Consider the following 17913-nt stretch of genomic DNA (forward strand, 5'->3'; position numbering starts at 1 on the left):
ACGCCTTTTCGTTGAATCGACCCGAACCTTCGATGAATGACAATATATTTCGATAAGCTGTTTATGCTTATCTTCAGCCTTCAACCTTTTAAATCATGAAGAAACTCACTTTCATTTTCAGTCTGATTTTCATTTCGCATTTGGCCCTCTCTTTTCAGGTGAGACAACTCGATCCTGTTACCTGGCCGGAATCAGACAAAGACACTACTTATTACACCGTGAAAGGTGAAAGACACGGAATCAGCTTTTTCAGGCAGTATCAACACCCGGAGGTGCAGTATGAACCGATGAAACAGCTGACATTCGACACTTATCACACAGTAGATGTCATGTATTACTGGTATAAAGCCTGGGCAGAAATGTATCCGGATATTGTAGACCTCTATCAGGTGGGCACCAGCTTCGAAGGTAGGCCTATCTTACAAATGACCATTACCAATAAAAAGACTGGTAAAGACACAGATAAGCCAGCCGCCTATTTCGAAGGCGGAAGGCATAGTGGTGAAATTACAAGCTCAGAATCTATCTTATGGCTGACCAAGCATCTGCTGGAAAATTATGGCTCTGATGATGCCATCACTCATTTGATCGATACTAAAGCCATTTACCTAAGACCTCAAAACAACCCTGATGGCAGTAATTTATACCTGCATACTGCACAGAGAAACAGAAGTACGGTAAGACCTCATGACAATGACCGTGATGGCTTATTGGATGAAGACGATGAGGAAGACCTGGATGGTGACGGTATTATGTATCAGGTCCGTGTAAAAGCTAAAGAAGGAGAAGAAGGCACACATATCATTGATCCGAGAGATCCTAAAGGCAGATTAATGAAGCGTGTTCAGGAAGGCGGAACTCACTTTGTCTATTCTGAAGGCATCGATAATGATGGCGATGGCCGATACAATGAAGATGGCATTGGAGGCCTTGACCTGCACCGGAACTACCCTGAAAACTGGAGACCTGATATTGGTGAAGACGCAACCGGCAGAGGCTATACGCAATATGGTGCCGGGGCCTATCCTACTTCTGAGCCTGAGTCCCGATCTATCGTGCTGTGGGTACTCACTCATCCTAATATTTCAGTAGTCAACTCAATGGATACACGCGTACCGATGCACCTGCGTGCTCCATCGACCTCAAAAAGTGAGGAAAGAATGTATCCTGAAGACCTTGATCTTTACAAAAAGTATGACAGTATCGGCCTAAGTATTACTAATTATCCATGGGCTGGGGACGTCTATGAAACTTATGCTACGCGCTATAAAGTGAATCCAAGCACAGGTGATCCTTTAAAGCCAAGTCCACTCTTTGGTCATGGCCCTGATTTCGGTTACTTCTACTATGGTTCAATCTGGTACGGAGATGAGCTTTGGAACAACGGTGCGATGAAAGACTATGACGGAAATGGCATCTATGATGACTATGACGGTCTCAGATGGGATGATGAAGAAAATGGAGGCAGAGGATTCAGAGAATGGGAACCCTTTACCCACCCTACTTTGGGTGAAGCTGAGATCGGTGGTTTCCACCCTAAATTCTTCAGCCAGAATGGACCTCCGTGGCAATTGGAGAACTGGGCTAAGAAGCAGGCTTTATTTAATCTGGCCATGGCTATGGAATTGCCTCAGGTAGAATTGCAAAGTGTTGATGTCAACAAGAAGAACCGAAATACTTATGAAGTGAAGGTTCGCTTTACCAATACCGGTCAATTACCTACTGCTTTGAAACAGGCCCAATTAGTGAAGATTGTAAGAGAAGACAGAGTACAACTGCAGTTTGCAGGAGACCTGACCAAAGGTGGGGACGATGCTCAACTGCAAATTATTACACCTACCCTGACTGATAAGACGATCTATCTTGACAGAACACTTTCAGGGGAAACCAAAGAAGCCACTTTTGAAATCAAGCTAAATGGTATCGATGGTGCCAAAGGCAAGGTGAGAATACTCTCTACCCGCGGTGGGTATATTGAAAAAGAGATTGAAATAGGTACTGTTAAGTAGCCTAATCGAGGCTGTGTAATTCACTAAAGGAGACGAGTTCTGTGCTGTATGGACCTCAGAATTCTGGCTTCTCAAAGACCCTGAAACAAGTTCAGGGTGACGAAGAAGTGAATTGCACAGCTTCTTTGTTTTTGCCTCACAGCTATAATTATGAAAAAACCATCCCCAGTTTCCCAGAGATGGTCTAATATCTAATATCTGACATCTGATGTCTAATGTCTGATATCTATTATCTAACATCTATTATCTAAAAAAGAGGCTTACATCTCCCCCGCCTGAATCTTTTTAGCGACTTCCTGACACTCATCAAGCACTCTAAGCAGGTTACCACTCCACATCATACCGATTTGCTCCTCAGTATAACCTCTGCGCACAAGTTCAAGCGTCACATTGAAGGTTTCTGAAGCATCGCTCCATCCTTCAACTCCTCCACCTCCATCAAAGTCTGAGCTGATACCGACATGCTCCAAACCAATTTTATTTACGAGGTAATCGATATGGTCTACAAAGTCAGCCACATCCACCGGAGGTGCTGCAGCATTCACTTCATTCTGAATTCTGTCGGCATACTTCTCTCTGATTTCAGTGAGCTTTTGATAATAAGCTTCTCTTTCTTCTGAAGACATTTCTCTAAGTTCAGCACGGGAATGCATTTCAAAGCCTTCCTCCGCAGCAATGGTCTCCATTACTTCATTGGCCTTGGTTGAATTGGCCCGGTTCTTTTCAGAGTCTACATAGCTTTTGAAAGCTACTGTCTGAATCACTCCACCATTCTCTTTCAGCATCATCAATTGCTCATCGTCCATGTTTCTGCTTACATCATTCATGGCTCTGGCCGATGAGTGAGAGGCAATTACAGGAGCTTTTGACAAACGCATGGCCTGCATATTCGACTCTTTGCTCGGGTGAGAAAGGTCGATCATGATACCCCATTTGTTCATTTCAGCAATCACCTCTTTCCCGAAGTCACTCAGGCCATTGTGCAACCACACTGAGTCTCTTTCTCCGGTATTAGAGTCACTCAGCTGGCTATGTCCATTGTGAGATAAGGACATGTACCGTGCACCTCTGTCATAAAACTCCTTTACCCGATCAATTTCCATTCCCAACGGATAGGCATTCTCTACACCAATCATGGCTACCTTTTTACCTGCAGCCACAATTCTGCGCACATCGTCTGAAGTATAGGCCAACTCAATGGCGTTAGGTGCCAATTCTTCGCACAGTCTGTGAATTGCCTTGAATTTGTCATCGGCATTCTCATAGGCATTGGCAAAACCTTCATCGGTGAGTTCACCCTGACCGGTGTATACCACAAACCAGGCCACATCGAGCCCTCCCTTTTCCATCTTAGGCAGGTTCACCTGGGTGGAGAGTTCCTGTGTATAATTGGTCTCTTCGGTGAAGTTAGAAGTGTTAATATCGTCATGTGTATCGAGTGTGATCACACGTTCATGGATTCCCTTGGCATATTCCACCAATTCATCCTCCGACATTTGACTTACATCTTTAGCGGTCTCCTGTTTGCCTCCGCAAGCAAAAAGTAGTGAGGCGACCAATGCAAAACTTAAAAGTCTTTTCATCATTTCGTTATAGTTTTTTGGGTTGAATTGAATGCTTAATCTAAGGAGTATATGTCAGAAGCGCTTGCGGATTTCCGTAAGTGGAAAGAATCCATCAAAAAAGCCGGACTTATGTCCGGCCTGTATTTAACTTTTAGCCTTTGCCTTAGTCGTTTTTTTCTTAGCAGGTTTAGCCTCCTTCTTAGTGGCCTCAGGCCGGTCTTTCGACTTTGGTTTATGAGGTCTGCTGTTGCCAAATGTCCCTTTGGCAATCTTTCCTCTTTTGGTTTTTCGATCTCCTTTTCCCATTGGTTCATTTTTTAGTGTTCATTAAAAACTAAGCAATAAACGGTTCGATGTCAACCCAACAGGACATTTTCAAATAAAAAGAGGCTGCATCACAAGCTTCTTCATCCTCTGCCTAAGCAGAGCTCTCGAGTGAGAGGCTGTTCTAAACGGGTTTAAAACAGCGATTACTTCAACTTACAATACAACCTCTTAGCTAACAGGTATATCGTTATTAGCCTACAAGCCTAACGTTAACGGCATTCATGCCTTTTTTACCTCTTTCTACTTCAAATTCCACTTCGTCATTTTCTCTGATATCATCGATCAGTCCACTCTCATGAACGAAGATGTCCTCGTTGGTATCGGATTGAATAATAAACCCGAAGCCTTTCGAGAAATTGAAGAATTTTACTTTTCCTTGTTTCATTACATTAAATTAAAATAGTTGATATTCAGCATGTTAACTTTTTATCGCTGAACACTTAATTACAGCTCACTGTTAGCAAACTGCAGTTTCTTTTGTCGCCCGAGTTCTTTTAACATTCGGGCATGTTCTTTCAATGCTCCCTCAAAAGTGGGTATGCTATGGTAAGTCAATCCAAATTCTTCTGTCGTTCTTTTTACAATCTTCGCAATTCGCGGATAGTGTAAATGACAGATGTGAGGAAACAAATGATGTTCAACCTGATAATTCAGACCTCCAATGAACCAGCTGAATAGTTTGCTATCCGGAGCATAGTTGGTGGTGGTTTCAAGTTGATGTACTGTCCAGTTACAATTCATATCTCCTTTTGGACAAGGAGAAGGAAAATTGGTTTCCGGCATAATATGAGCGGTTTGAAATACCAGACTTATACTGATACCTGTCACCACATGCATAGATAAAAAAGCCAATAGTACCATACCCCATCCAAATCCGGAGAACAGAACAGGCAGAATCAGAGCATAGGTATAATAGGCTGCTTTCCAGGCGATGAGCTTGGTTAGTAAGAGGTTATACTCTTTTCCCTTCCTGATTAATCCCTTATCGGCATATCTTTTCAACCTTACAAAGTCCTTGGAAGTAATCCATGAAATGGTTGATAAAGCATAGAAAAACCAGGTATACCAATGTTGATACCGATGCACATTCTTCAGTATCCTATCGGGTGTAAACCTTAAAAAGGTTGGCGTATTCAAGTCATCATCGGCACCTTCAATATTGGTGTAGGTATGGTGCAGCACATTGTGTTGCACTCTCCACACGGATGCATTGGCCCCTACAAGGTTCATGGTCTGTGCCATTAACCTGTTAAGTTTTGGACTGTTGGAGTATGATCCATGAATAGCATCATGCATGACTCCCATACCAATTCCGGCCATGCCTAGTCCACAGACGAGGTATGCTACAAAAAGCTGCCATCCGCTATTTAATAAGCCAAGACTAATGATTACCAATGGAATGACGAAGAGGCTAACCATGACCAGTGACTTTAAAGCCATAGCACTACCACCCTTCTTACTCAGTTGGTTTACCGCAAAATGATCATTGACTCTTTGGTTGAGAGTCGATGTGAATTCCCGATGTTGTTCTTTAGAAAATTTAGGTAAGGAGATAGACTTTTTGGTTAATGGTTTCCGGACTGTTCTGAGCTAGATTTTGATGCTTCTCTTTTTCGCTTTTTTCTTTCAAGTTCGGCTTCTACTTTGGAAGCTTCTTTTTCCGGATCTGTAGTGATATTACCATCAATGTCTATGTAAGCCATCATATCTTCCAGTTTGCCACTGGTATCGGAGGTTTTTCTGTCCTCCATCTTCTGACGCTTAGCAAGCTTCTTTTTTCTCTTTTGTTCTGCTTTCTGTTTCTTGATAAATGAATTCTGGTTTCTACCCATATATTAGTTTTCGGTTTTTATGATCTTCTGCGCCCTGATTTAGAGCGCGATCTTTCTTTTCTTCTGTTTCTGTTAGGTGCTCCTCCGCCAAAATCACGGTTTCTGCCTTTGCGTTTTGGAGCAGGTGCGCTGTCATTCTCTTCGTTTACACGAACAGCACGGCCACTTACACTGATTCCACGGAACTTGGCTGAAATGCCCTTGCTCTTCTTGCTGTCTACATAGAAGAAGCTACAGTTCTTTTTCAGTTCAACCTGTTGAAAGGTTTTACCCTCCATATTGGTCACATCTGCCAGGAAGTGAATCAGGTCTGCCTTTGTAGCGCCATCAATTTCACCAATGTTGATAAAGAACCTCTGCATTCCGGCTACTGCCTGTCCTGACTCGGTCTTGTCTTTTCTACCCTGAACCTCATTAAGATCGTCCGGCTCATCAAAATCAGAGCCATTGTCTACAATAAGGTGATCCAACTGCATGGATATCAACCTTTTAATCAGGTCGTTTTTACTCAGGTCAAACAGGTCTGATTGAATATGAGGAATCACTTCTTCCACCTTTTCGTCAACCTTGGTATTCATAATCAGATCGGCCCAGTGGTTGATTCGGCTATATTTCAGTTCCTTTTTACCCGGAACTTCCACCAATTCGAACTTCACTTTCAGTCGCTTCTCCAGGTCCTGAATCTTACGCCCTTCTCTTGGATTGATAAAAGCCAGGGAAATACCCTTCTTACCGGCACGACCTGTTCTTCCACTTCGGTGAGTATAGCTCTCCAGTTGATCGGGCAGCGTATGGTGTAATACGTGAGTCAGGTCATTTACGTCAATACCTCTGGCCGCTACATCGGTAGCAATCAGAAGTTGCATTGACCGGGCTTTGAATCGTCTCATTACAACATCTCTCTGGCCCTGAGAAAGGTCGCCATGCAAAGCTTCTACCTCATAACCCATTTTAGAGAAGTCATCAGCAAATTGCTGAGTCTCTCTTTTGGTTCGGCAGAACATGATACCACGCATATCAGGCTGAATGTCCAGAAATCTTCTAACAGCAGCCAGCTTATTAGCAGTTTTGGTAATTACATATTGATGTGCAATATCTTCATTACTCTTCTGCTCGGTATTCACGGCCACTTCAATGGGCTCATTCATGTATTTATCTACTATTCTCCTGATTTCACCAGGCATAGTAGCAGAGAACAACCAAATAGATCGATCGTCTGTGGTATGAGAAATAATCTCATCGATATCTTCCTTAAAGCCCATATTGAGCATCTCATCAGCCTCATCGAGCACAACGTATTCTACGGCATGAAGAGAAACTGCTTTCCTCTTGATCAGATCAAGAAGCCTGCCCGGAGTAGCCACTACTATTTGAGTAGGACGTTTCAGGGCTTTGATTTGTCTATTAATATCAACACCGCCATACACGACTTCTACATTGAGCTTAGCATTATTCGTTACAAAGCTTTGAAGCTGCTTGGCAGTTTGTTGACCCAATTCCCGGGTTGGTGCCATAATAATGGCCTGCGTATGATTGTTACTCAAATCAATCAAATCGATCAATGGCAAGCCAAAGGCAGCAGTCTTACCTGTTCCTGTTTGCGCTAAACCAATAAAATCTGTCGGATTGTTTTGAAGTAACTGGGGTATTGCTTGTTGTTGAATGGGTGTTGGCGTTTCAAAACCCAATTGGTCTAGTACTTCACATAACTGAGGTGAAAGTCCTAGCGATTTAAAATTTGTCAAAAATATTGTTTTAATGAGCTACAAAGGTAGCTGGAATAAATGGGAACCTACGGTAAATAGCCATATTTATTCCAAATATGGCTTTAATCCAAAATAGGCTGGCTTTTACAGGTTCAACAAAAAGAAACGGAATGCACCATTGGCAAATTATGACTCAAGACTGTCCAATGGTCTCCATCATTTTCCGACAAATACAGGTTTCCCGTAGTCGTTCCAAAGGCCAACGTAGAACCAGAAACATCAAGGGCATGTCTATAGGTTATATCGAATACCTGTTCCTGAGGTAGCCCTTCACGCAATGCTTTCCAGGTTTTACCTCCATCATCAGTTCTGCATACACATAAGGCTCCATTAACAGCTACTCTGAGCTGATCACTGATGCCGGGAACTACCCAGGCTTTGTTGGGATCGGTCTCACTGGCCGCTATGGCAAAGCCAAAATCTGCAGGACCATCCTTTTCACTGATATCTGTCCATTGGGCACCACCATCAGCTGATCTGTATATTCCACAATGGTTTTGCTGCCACATGACTTTAGTATCTCCGGCACACCAGTCCACTAAATGAGGGTCCTGCCCTATCTCCATTTCAGGATCAGGCAGAAAGTCAGCCCTTAAGCCTTTATTCATCGGATGCCAGCTTTGCCCCCCATCTTTGGTTTCAAAGGTTCCCGCACAACTGATGGCCACATAGATATGATCTGAATCTGCAGGATCTACCAGTATGGAATGAATACCGGGATGATCTCTGCCACCTCCAAACCATTGATCTTTTCTGGAGGGATGATCCCATAGTCCCCTTACCAATTCAAAATGATCTCCGTTATCCGTGCTTTTGAATAATCCACCCGGCTCAGTTCCTACATAAATGGTTCCGGGTCTGTCTTTTCCACCCTGCGCAAAAGCCCACAAATATCGGGTGACGGCTGGCACACCCTCCTTTACTTCCTCACCTTCAGGGTATTTTGGCGCTTCCAGTTCTTCCCAGGTCTGACCGTCTTTTGACCGGTGAAGTTTACAACCCCAGTGACCATGGTCGAGCATGGCCCACCAGTAACCGGTTACTTCATCAATGGTAGCAATGGTAACAGGAATACCTTTAAATTCAGTGGATTCGTACTTCCATTGACCGGAAGCATTTCTTTTGTAGATGATAAGTCCCTTACGGGTACCTACCAGCAGTGAGTTTTTAGACGACATGTTGAAAAATTTATGTTTTAGCCCCCGGAAAGGGCCTGCATTACATATACTTCATCACCAGTCGCTAACGCATCCTGCAACCTCTCCCTGTCTTTGACCAGTTGATTACCAATAAAAATATTCACATGCTTTCTCAAGGCACCATTTTCGTCAACAATGTAGTCTTTCAAACCGGCATAGTTCTGATTGATCACTTCAACTGCCTCACTGACCGTACTACACTCGGCAGTTATCGGACTCAGGTTCGGATAAAAACGCTTTAGATTAGATGTGAATTTTATGGTTGGCATAAACCTGAATGTACAAATTTTTACGCTAGATCAAATATTACCTCTTTACTTAACAGCTTATTAATCAAAAGATAAGCCCTCAGTGAGGGCCATTATTAATACTTAAATCCATTGTTGATTATTGTGCGACCGTTCATGCTGCACCGCTCCGGTGTGCAAAGTCTCTGCCGGTTCAAAAAGCATGACCCATACCTCTTCGTCATCTTTAGTGTATGGGTTGTGCTCAACCCCTTTAGGCACAATGATTATCTCACCTTCCTTTACCACCTCAGTTCTGTCTCTGAATTCCATATATAAGGTTCCCTTATGAATATAGAACAGCTCATCTTCATGCTCATGGCTATGCCAGACAAAAGCGCCTTTCAACTTGGCCAGTTTAACCAGCTGTCCATTCAACTCTCCTATGATACTCGGTTTCCAATGGTCCTTCACCATGGAGAACTTTTCTGCTACGTTTATTGATATCATGCTGCAGTTTACAAATAATTTGTTTTTCCACTTACTGAAGCGATATGTTAAATCATCAGTGGCTCATGCTTTGAATTGTTGCAGAAATGGACTTATACTTGCGATTGTTCGACTGGAGCTCAACCATGGATAAGTTTATTGACGTAAGGAGAATGATTGCTGCTAAAAACCCTCGCCTCCTCAAATGGCTACCGGGTTTTATCATTCGCTACGTTGAAAGAATCATACATCAGGAAGATATCAACGCCTTTATGATCAAGCATAAAGAGGCATCGGCTTATGAATTCTGTAAAGCTTGTATGGAGGAATTCGAGATTGAGCTGAACCTCAAAGGCAAGGAGAATATTATCAGGCCTCCTGAAAGTTGTGTCTTTGTGGGCAATCATCCGCTGGGGGGCTTCGATGCTGTGGCACTTATCTCCTCTATCGATGATGTCAGACCAGATTTGCGCTTTATTGTCAATGACTTCCTGCTCAGTGTCGAAAACCTGAGATCACGCTTTGTTGGCGTCAATAAAGTAGGCCGCAATGCCCGGGAATCTCTGAAAGCCGTTGAAAATCAATTTGCAGATGACACGGCCACTTTTATATTTCCAGCCGGATTGGTGAGCAGAAAACAAAACGGCATTATCAGAGATTTGGAATGGAGCAAAACCTTTGTATCTAAAGCGAAAAAGTATAAAAAGCCGGTGATTCCGGTGTATATTGAAGGAAGATTGACCAACCGGTTTTATCGATTAGCTAACATTCGAAAAGCCCTGAGGATCAAACTGAATATTGAAATGTTCTTTCTGGTTGATGAACTCTTCAGACAGAAGAACACTAAAATGGATATCATTATTGGAGAACCTGTACCTCCTGAAACATTCGATAAAACCAGATCGGAAAAAGAATGGGCTGAATGGATGAAAGAAAAGGTTTACCAGTTGAAGCAGTCTTAAACGACCAGTATGAAACAAAGCAAAGTAGAAAAAGAGATTATCCCACCCGTTGAACGTGAGTTAATTGAAGATGAACTGACGCAAGACAGATTCATCCAACACACACACAAAGGCAACAATGAGATTTATATCGTAAACCACCATAACTCCCCGCATACCATGAGGGAGATCGGTAGGTTAAGGGAGATTTCTTTCCGCTCTGCAGGTGGTGGTACAGGCCATGAAATTGACATGGACGAGTATGACACCACAGAGAGGTGCTACGAACAGCTGATTGTCTACAGTCGTGAAGACAAAGAGATTATCGGGGGCTACCGTTTCATAACAGGACCAAGAGCCAAAGATCCGGAGACCGGAAAATTCGATCTGTCTACCGCGCACTACTTCGATTTTTCAAAGAAAATGTGTGAGGAGTACCTTCCCTACTCTATCGAACTAGGCAGGTCATGGGTACAACCCGGGTATCAGCCTTCAGTAAACCCCAGAAAGGGACTCTTTGCCTTAGCTAACATCTGGGATGGTTTAGGTGCCTTAATCACCAATTACCCTGAGATGAAATACTTCTTCGGAAAGGTAACCATGTACAAGACCTATAATGCTGAAGCGAGAGATATCCTGCTGGCCTTTATGTCACACTACTTCCCCGATACAAATTCCTTATGCACACCGAAGCCGGAACTCTTTGCCGGATTTAGTGACACTGTTTTCAAAGAGCATTTCCAGGATAACCCTCCTTTCAGCGATGGCTTCAGGATTCTGCATAAGCTACTGAAAGACAGAGGGGAATGGATTCCTCCTTTGATCAATATCTACATGAACCTGTCTTCCAGCATGAAGACCTTCGGTACTGCCTTTAACCCTGATTTTGGTGGTGTAGAAGAAACAGGACTCATGGTGACTATTGCAGACATTCATGAGGATGTTAAAGAAAGACACATCACTGACTACAAACGCTCAGAGCTGGTCGATTAATTATGACTGAATAAGCGTTTTCACATACTCAGTCAATAAGCGAACCCCATAACCTGTCGCACTTTGCATCTTGGCATAAGCCGAGTCGCTGAAGGCTGTTCCGGCTATATCCAAATGCATCCAGGCCGGATGGTCGTCTGTAAAGACTTCCAGAAATTTGGCCGCTGTTATGGCTCCGGCTATGGGTTTACCACTATAGTTACTCACATCCGCTATATCAGAATGCAGATCAGATTTGAAATCGTCATACAAGGGCAATGGCCATACGCGCTCATGAATTCTGTCTCCAATGGCTGACATCTCCGACCTCATTGTTTCATGGTTACTGAACATAGAAGCGGCTGTATGTCCTAAAGTAGCCACGCTGCTTCCAGTAAGTGTAGCCAGATCAATTACCTTTTCCGGATTAAACTCCTTTACAGCATAGTTGATAGCATCGGCCAGTACCAAACGACCCTCTGCATCCGTATCAATCACCTCGATGGTCTTTCCGGAGTAAGAGCCAATGACATCACCCGGCTTCAGGCTATTGGCATCCACTGCATTTTCTGCACTGGCTACAATGCCTATGACATGAACCGGTAAATTCAGTCTGGAAATCAATTCCAAAGCTCCCATCACCGCTGCTGCACCACCCATGTCAGATTTCATGTAATGCATGTTGTTAGACGGTTTGATGGATAGACCTCCGGTATCGAATGTAATTCCCTTGCCTACCAGGGCCAGTTGAGGATAGTCCCCTGTTCCACTGGGCCTATATTCCATCTGAATCAGACGTGGTTCAAATCTACTCCCCTGTCCAACAGCCAATAAGGCTTCGAAACCTCCCTTTTGAAGGGCTTCCTTATCGAGAATTTTTGTTTTGAAACCAAACCTGCTACCTGAGTCTTCGGCCCATTCAGCCAGATAAGAAGGCGTTTTAATATTGCTTGGTGTATCTACCAGCTTCTTTATGGCATTGACTGTCTTTGCCGTAGCACGTGCCTCATCGGCCACCGCCTGATTAAAAGACTTTGAATACACCTTGCACTGCACTTCATTGTTGAGAAAGTCATTGTTATGCTTGCCATTCGTCTTGTGCTGACCGATTTGATACTTCGATAAGACCAGTCCATAAATAGCCTCAAACAGGAGGTGATGGTTGAGGTGGTCAAGGTAAAGCGTAATAGTCTCCTTCCAGGCATGGTTTCTTTTATGGCTGATCCACCGAAAGGCATCATGAGCCAGACTGGCATCCTTAGATGTCCCCAAACCGACCAAATATAAAATTGACTCGCCTTGGACATGGGGCAGGGTATTGATTTGTTTGAACTTCCCCTGGAAGTCAGGTTGTCCCTGAATTCCTGTAAGTTCACTAATCAACTGATAATCAACCTCATTCTGATAAAATGGTAGTATAATATGTCGGGCCGAAGAAAGGTCATTGACCTGCTGAATTACTTTCATCCCGGAAAGATAAAGATTCCCATTTTTTATTGCAGTTCAGAGTAAGGCTTTCTGTAAAACTCTTTTAACATCTTCTAATCAAAGCTTACATTGGCATTTGACTGTCAGTTAATTATATTCGCGCCTGATAATCTACAGGTATGCGACTCGGACAGCTATCCAGAAAACTTGGGGTAAACTCTTCTGCAATCGTTGAAGTACTCAAAGAAAATTTCAGAGAAGTAAATGATCATCCCAATGTGAAAATTCTGGATGAAGAGTTGGATTATCTGACCAATCACTTTAGTCCCTCTGCTCCTGCTGAACCTGAACAGGAACTTGTAGAGGATACCGCTTCCACCACACAAGAAGTCAAAGCCGAAGAGCCAGAACTTGCTGATACGGAACAACCAGCAATTGAAACTCCTCAGAAAGAAGAACCCGCATTTGTTGAATCTCTCAGGCCCAAAGTTATTCGCCTGGAGGATGAGTTTAATCAGATGAAATCTGATCTGGAATCATTCAAAGCTGAAAAGCCGGAACTTGAAGGTTTAAAGGTTTTGGGGAAAATTGACCTTCCTGAACCTAAGCCGAAAGCACCGAAAGAAACTCCATCAGAAGACGAACCAAAAGGCACGCAAACCATCAATGAACGTGGTGTTAGAAAACGTCACCAGAAGAGAGGGAACCAACGCAAACCTAAGGGTAATACTGCTGAGGCAGAACGCAAAAGAGCAGAATATCAGGCCAAAAAGAGAAAGGCACAGGAGCAGGAAAAGCTCAAGGAGCTCAAGAAGAAACACTACGAGGAGCAAGTGAAGGCTAAATTGAAGGAAAAGCCTAAAAAGAAGAAAAAGAAGAAATTCATCGAGCAACAGGTAAACTCCTCTCCTTCTCAAAACGGATCAAAGCAAAGGACTAAGTCAGGCAATGCGCTTGTCAGGTTCTGGCGATGGCTGAATGGCGACTACGATAAATTCGATTAAGGTTTATTGATGCCCATAGAGATTCAGGAACACGCTTTCGGTGAGTACCTCCTTAGCACCGATATTAACAAGCTGGATATTCGTGCTATTCATCAATTTCTTGCTCGATGCGATTGGTCGAAGGGAATTCCCCTGGAAACTGTAAAAGCTTCTATTGAACACTCGCTCAATGTGGGCTTATACCATAAAGGAGATCAGATCGGATTTGCCAGAGTTATAACGGATTACAGCACTATTGCCTATCTCGGAGATGTTTATATTCTTGAGGATTATCAGGGACAGAAACTTTCAACTCAGCTCATGGACTTTATCATGAAGCACCCCTATTTACAAGGCCTGAGAAGATGGATACTGCTGACATCCACTGCTGACTGGCTTTATGCAAAATTCGGTTTCAACAAGCCTGCCCGACCTGAATTGTATATGGAGAAGTACACTCCAGACATCTATCAGAAAGACATTCCTGCAGATTAATCGGAAACTCTACAGGCTTCTTCCCTTGATCTTATAATTTTGTTGAATCACTAATGAAGTGTTACCCTATGGAATTATTTAAGGTCATTGAACCAAGGGCAAAAGCCGTCCCCATTATAATTAGCTCACCACATTCAGGCACCTATTTTCCCAATGAGATAGTCGATCAGTTCAAAGCCGAACACGTAGCCCGGCCGGATGATACTGATTGGTTTATTGATCGTTTGTATGACTTCGCTCCCTCATTGGGCATCAAAATGATTACAGCCAATTATAGCCGTTGGGTAATCGATTTGAACAGAGATCCACAGAGCGCTCCCCTTTACAATGACGGCAGGGTAATCACCGGCCTCGTACCAACGACCAACTTCAATGGCGACAACCTGTATCGGGCTGAAACACCAGATCAGGAAGAAATTGACAGAAGGCTTAAAAGCTATTACCTGCCCTATCATCAGAAGGTTGGACAATTGCTCGAAGAAACCAGAGCACAATTAGGCCAGGCGCTTTTATTCGATGCTCACTCCATCAGAAAAGTAGTACCCGGTATCAGACAAGAAGCTTTCCCTGACTTGATTCTGGGTGATAATGACGAACAATCAGCAAGCTCCACAGTCATTCAGGCGGCCTGGGAAGCTTTGAACAGTTCGGGTAAAGACCTGCAGCACAATCATCCTTTTAAAGGAGGTCATATTACACGCTCATTTGGTCGGCCGGAAAAGAACATTCATGCCTTGCAATTGGAAATGGCCAAGACGAACTACATGGACAATACAGAAACTGAGTATGATCAGTCCAGGGCGGATGAAATGCGCAAGACTTTGGTCCTCATGTTTGAAGCCCTAATCGACAAGTTATCATGAGCAAAGCGTATCATTTCAAAGGCCTGTTAACGGAAAAGGGCTGGCTGGAAGATGTAACCATCAACCTGGACGATGAAGGACGTATCACCAGCATTGGCGAGGCAAATCACACTGCAGAAAAAGTGAATGGTTACGCCCTCCCCGGATTTCAAAATGCACATTCCCATGCCTTTCAATATGCCATGGCGGGTCTGGCCGAGCTGCACGAAGGTACCGGAGTACCTGATGACTTCTGGAGCTGGCGATCTGCCATGTACGATTTGGCCCTGCAGATTGACCCGGATCAGTTGCAGCACATTGCAGCTATGCTTTACAGCGAAATGGCCAGGCATGGATACACTGCCGTTGCTGAGTTCCACTATGTACATCATGATAAAAACGGACAGCCTTACAGCCAACTGGCTGAGCTGGGATCCCGCCTGGTAGCCGCAGCAGAACAGGCCGGGATTCACATTACACTGGTCCCCATGTTCTATCAGCAAGGAGGCTTTGGAAAACCGGCAGAAGACAAACAAAAACGCTTTATCTCTCCTACTATTGAAGACTATTACCACCTTTTGGAGAGCAGCCGGCAAGTAGTAAAGGCTTATGACAAGGCCAAGCTTGGCCAGGGCATTCATTCACTTCGCGCAGTGAAGCCGGAAGATGTTGTACAGGTTTGTAAAGATTTCGGGAATGACAGACCTTTTCATTTCCATGTTTCAGAACAGCTGAAGGAAATCAATGACTGCCTGGCCTTCCACGGTCAAAGACCGGTAGAATGGTTACTAAATCATGCTGATGTCAATGACAACTACCACCTCGTTCATGCTACTCACCTGAGCGATGCAGAAGTTGAGGGAATTGCCAAATCAGGAGCTCATGTTGTGCTATGTCCCACGACAGAAGGTAATTTGGGCGATGGACTATTCCGCTTCAATGATTTCCAAAATACCAAAGGCCGCTGGAGTATTGGAACAGATAGCCATGTGAGTCTGAATCCACTGGAAGAATTAAGGCTGCTTGACTATGGGCAGCGCTTAACCACACACAAACGGAATACTTATTATCAGCCCAATCGAGGTGATAGTGGTTTTAATGCACTTAAAATGGCCTGGCAATCAGGAAGAAAAGCTATGGGCCATGCTGCCCATGAGTTTTTCGCTGTAGGTCAGTACTTTGATGCAGTAGTAGCTGATGGAAACGCCCCGCTAATCGCAACCGCTGGCAGCCAACACCTCTGCAATACAATTGTCTATTCCAGCGATGTGTCCAACTTTCTGGGGACCATGGTAGCGGGTGAATGGATAACCAGTGAAGGCAAACATCAGAAGACTGACGAGATCAGCTCTAACTTCATCAAGACCATGAATGACTTGAAGTCGAGGCTTTGATGACTCAAGCTCAAATGAAAGGGTTGTTTCTCTCAAGAATGATTGAAACAACCCTTTTAAAGTTAAAGCAATGCCTATTGCCCTTTGGCAGCCGCAGCAACCAGATCTTTTAACTTATATCCGCCAAAGCCAAAGTTGATCGTCAGACCACTGATCAGACTTCCCGCACTGGTAAAGGCTGAATCGTAGTTCTTTCCAATGTTGTAAGAGATGACTATGTCTTTCGACACATTGTAGTTCATATTGAGAATGAACTTGTTGGTGTTATCCCCTTGCCAGGCGAAGAACTCCTGTCCGTTGATTTCCTGCGTGATTTTCTTTCGATTCCAGCGCTGAATGTATTCCAGTTCGAAAGAGAACTTCTGAGTATCATACACCGCTCTGAGGCCCAAATCATAATTATTGCCTTCTCTGAAATCGGCACTAATGGGTTGATATTCATCGATAAAGCTCTGGTTCACCGAAATCACCCTGGCCAGGAAGATAAACTCAAAGTTGGAAGGTATCTGCTGATTTACTTTGCCATCTCTTTTTTGAGGCCTGTAGGCCACATTCACCCAGGTACCCCATCTGGAGGTGATGGCATTATCCCAGTTGTTCTGAGGAAAGTTAAAGGCACGCGCATAGTTCAAATCAATATGCCATCCATATCGATCGGTTTTAACATTTGCTATGAGCTCTCTGAATTTTTTAAGCTTTACATCAGCGATATCATTATCATAGATTTCATTGAACACCTCTTCTACTTTATCTGATGGAGTATTAGCAGGTATTTTCTGAAACACTGCCTTCAGGTAGTCTCTAGCAACAGACTGCAACCCGTTATCAGTGATAGACGAAATGTTCTGGAGGTTTTCTAAAAGCCATTGGTAGAGTCCCCCGACAGAATAGGTCGTACCAGGAAGGTTTATATACCTATCTATTCCAGCTCCCACTCCCGATTTTATGTTATTGCTTGAGGTGGTTTCCTTTAAAGCCTTATTGTAAGCCGATTTCAATTCCTCATTGACCTTTCCTCTCAAAAGAGTAGTTCGTAATCCAAGACCTATAGCATTCGTACTCACACTATCGTTGAGCAGAAAGTTATTGGTAGTGGCTAATGAAACATTAAACTCTTCCCAGATATTCTTACCAAACTTATTTTCCAGATAATCAGTGTAAGAGAAACTGGTTCTTCTTCCCAATAAATATGGGTTAGCCTCTAAGGCAAAATTGTTAGGTAACGAAAAGCTGTTGGTGGAATCAAGGAAGTTGTTCAGGAATGCTGCCTGTAAATCCTTAAAGCTGGTTGGCCTCGATATCTCATTGATCTGCTTAGTGATAATATTGGCAGCCGGCATGGCCGGGGCCTTTAACTGATCGAGGCTTAAATCCTGAGCTACCAGCCCTAAACAAAACACCCCAAGTATTACGATGAGTGTAAATTTGATTAAGTACCTCATCA

The 17913-nt window shown here is 43.6% G+C and carries 18 protein-coding genes; 7 read left to right on the forward strand and 11 right to left on the reverse strand.

What is annotated here, in order from left to right; all coding sequences use genetic code 11:
* Positions 1 to 95: 95 nt before the first annotated feature.
* Complete coding sequence (locus ACOOEY_RS01165) at positions 96 to 2009, forward strand: M14 family metallopeptidase (RefSeq protein WP_420386831.1); 1914 nt, start codon at positions 96 to 98, stop codon at positions 2007 to 2009.
* Between the two features lie 260 nt (positions 2010 to 2269).
* On the opposite strand, the gene ACOOEY_RS01170 is transcribed toward ACOOEY_RS01165, so the two are convergent.
* The 9 genes from ACOOEY_RS01170 to ACOOEY_RS01210 form a co-directional block, all read right to left on the reverse strand.
* Complete coding sequence (locus tag ACOOEY_RS01170) at positions 2270 to 3595, reverse strand: membrane dipeptidase (RefSeq protein WP_420386832.1); 1326 nt, start codon at positions 3593 to 3595, stop codon at positions 2270 to 2272.
* Between the two features lie 123 nt (positions 3596 to 3718).
* Positions 3719 to 3880: a 30S ribosomal protein THX gene (locus ACOOEY_RS01175; protein ID WP_420386833.1), complete on the reverse strand. Its 162-nt coding sequence runs from the start codon at positions 3878 to 3880 to the stop codon at positions 3719 to 3721.
* A 211-nt stretch (positions 3881 to 4091) separates the two neighbouring features.
* The gene (locus ACOOEY_RS01180) at positions 4092 to 4286 is read right to left on the reverse strand and encodes a cold-shock protein (protein WP_420386834.1); all 195 of its coding nucleotides are present in this window, start codon (positions 4284 to 4286) and stop codon (positions 4092 to 4094) included.
* A gap of 59 nt (positions 4287 to 4345) precedes the next feature.
* Complete coding sequence (locus ACOOEY_RS01185; protein WP_420386835.1) at positions 4346 to 5341, reverse strand: fatty acid desaturase family protein; 996 nt, start codon at positions 5339 to 5341, stop codon at positions 4346 to 4348.
* Between the two features lie 125 nt (positions 5342 to 5466).
* Positions 5467 to 5733 (reverse strand): cold-shock protein, encoded by a 267-nt coding sequence (locus tag ACOOEY_RS01190; RefSeq protein WP_420386836.1) that lies wholly within the window; start codon positions 5731 to 5733, stop codon positions 5467 to 5469.
* Between the two features lie 17 nt (positions 5734 to 5750).
* A complete protein-coding gene (locus ACOOEY_RS01195; protein WP_420386837.1) occupies positions 5751 to 7478 on the reverse strand; it encodes a DEAD/DEAH box helicase in 1728 nt (575 codons plus the stop codon).
* Positions 7479 to 7591: 113 nt separating this feature from the next.
* Complete coding sequence (locus ACOOEY_RS01200) at positions 7592 to 8677, reverse strand: WD40/YVTN/BNR-like repeat-containing protein (RefSeq protein WP_420386838.1); 1086 nt, start codon at positions 8675 to 8677, stop codon at positions 7592 to 7594.
* Between the two features lie 17 nt (positions 8678 to 8694).
* On the reverse strand, positions 8695 to 8967 hold the full coding sequence (locus ACOOEY_RS01205; RefSeq protein WP_420386839.1) for a MoaD/ThiS family protein: 273 nt from the start codon (positions 8965 to 8967) through the stop codon (positions 8695 to 8697).
* Between the two features lie 102 nt (positions 8968 to 9069).
* Positions 9070 to 9435 (reverse strand): cupin domain-containing protein, encoded by a 366-nt coding sequence (locus ACOOEY_RS01210; RefSeq protein WP_420386840.1) that lies wholly within the window; start codon positions 9433 to 9435, stop codon positions 9070 to 9072.
* A gap of 86 nt (positions 9436 to 9521) precedes the next feature.
* On the opposite strand from ACOOEY_RS01210, the gene ACOOEY_RS01215 reads away from it, so the two are divergent.
* Positions 9522 to 10376, forward strand: a complete 855-nt coding sequence (locus ACOOEY_RS01215; protein ID WP_420386841.1) for a glycerol acyltransferase — start codon at positions 9522 to 9524, stop codon at positions 10374 to 10376.
* Positions 10377 to 10385: 9 nt separating this feature from the next.
* The gene (locus ACOOEY_RS01220) at positions 10386 to 11348 is read left to right on the forward strand and encodes a GNAT family N-acetyltransferase (RefSeq protein ID WP_420386842.1); all 963 of its coding nucleotides are present in this window, start codon (positions 10386 to 10388) and stop codon (positions 11346 to 11348) included.
* On the opposite strand, the gene ACOOEY_RS01225 is transcribed toward ACOOEY_RS01220, so the two are convergent.
* Complete coding sequence (locus tag ACOOEY_RS01225) at positions 11349 to 12794, reverse strand: leucyl aminopeptidase family protein (RefSeq protein WP_420386843.1); 1446 nt, start codon at positions 12792 to 12794, stop codon at positions 11349 to 11351.
* 140 nt (positions 12795 to 12934) lie between these two features.
* Between ACOOEY_RS01225 and ACOOEY_RS01230 the strand changes: the two genes are divergently transcribed.
* The 4 genes from ACOOEY_RS01230 (at position 12935) to hutF (ending at position 16469) form a co-directional block, all read left to right on the forward strand.
* Positions 12935 to 13759: a hypothetical protein gene (locus ACOOEY_RS01230; protein ID WP_420386844.1), complete on the forward strand. Its 825-nt coding sequence runs from the start codon at positions 12935 to 12937 to the stop codon at positions 13757 to 13759.
* A gap of 9 nt (positions 13760 to 13768) precedes the next feature.
* Positions 13769 to 14233: a GNAT family N-acetyltransferase gene (locus ACOOEY_RS01235; RefSeq protein WP_420386845.1), complete on the forward strand. Its 465-nt coding sequence runs from the start codon at positions 13769 to 13771 to the stop codon at positions 14231 to 14233.
* A 68-nt stretch (positions 14234 to 14301) separates the two neighbouring features.
* The gene (locus ACOOEY_RS01240) at positions 14302 to 15096 is read left to right on the forward strand and encodes an N-formylglutamate amidohydrolase (RefSeq protein WP_420386846.1); all 795 of its coding nucleotides are present in this window, start codon (positions 14302 to 14304) and stop codon (positions 15094 to 15096) included.
* A complete protein-coding gene (hutF, locus tag ACOOEY_RS01245; protein ID WP_420386847.1) occupies positions 15093 to 16469 on the forward strand; it encodes a formimidoylglutamate deiminase in 1377 nt (458 codons plus the stop codon). Before ACOOEY_RS01240 ends, hutF begins: the two co-directional genes overlap by 4 nt.
* Positions 16470 to 16543: 74 nt before the next feature.
* On the opposite strand, the gene ACOOEY_RS01250 is transcribed toward hutF, so the two are convergent.
* Positions 16544 to 17911: a hypothetical protein gene (locus ACOOEY_RS01250; RefSeq protein ID WP_420386848.1), complete on the reverse strand. Its 1368-nt coding sequence runs from the start codon at positions 17909 to 17911 to the stop codon at positions 16544 to 16546.
* Between the last annotated feature and the right edge of the window lie 2 nt (positions 17912 to 17913).

The sequence above is a fragment of the Roseivirga sp. genome (assembly GCF_965216855.1).
Lineage (GTDB): Bacteria > Bacteroidota > Bacteroidia > Cytophagales > Cyclobacteriaceae > Roseivirga.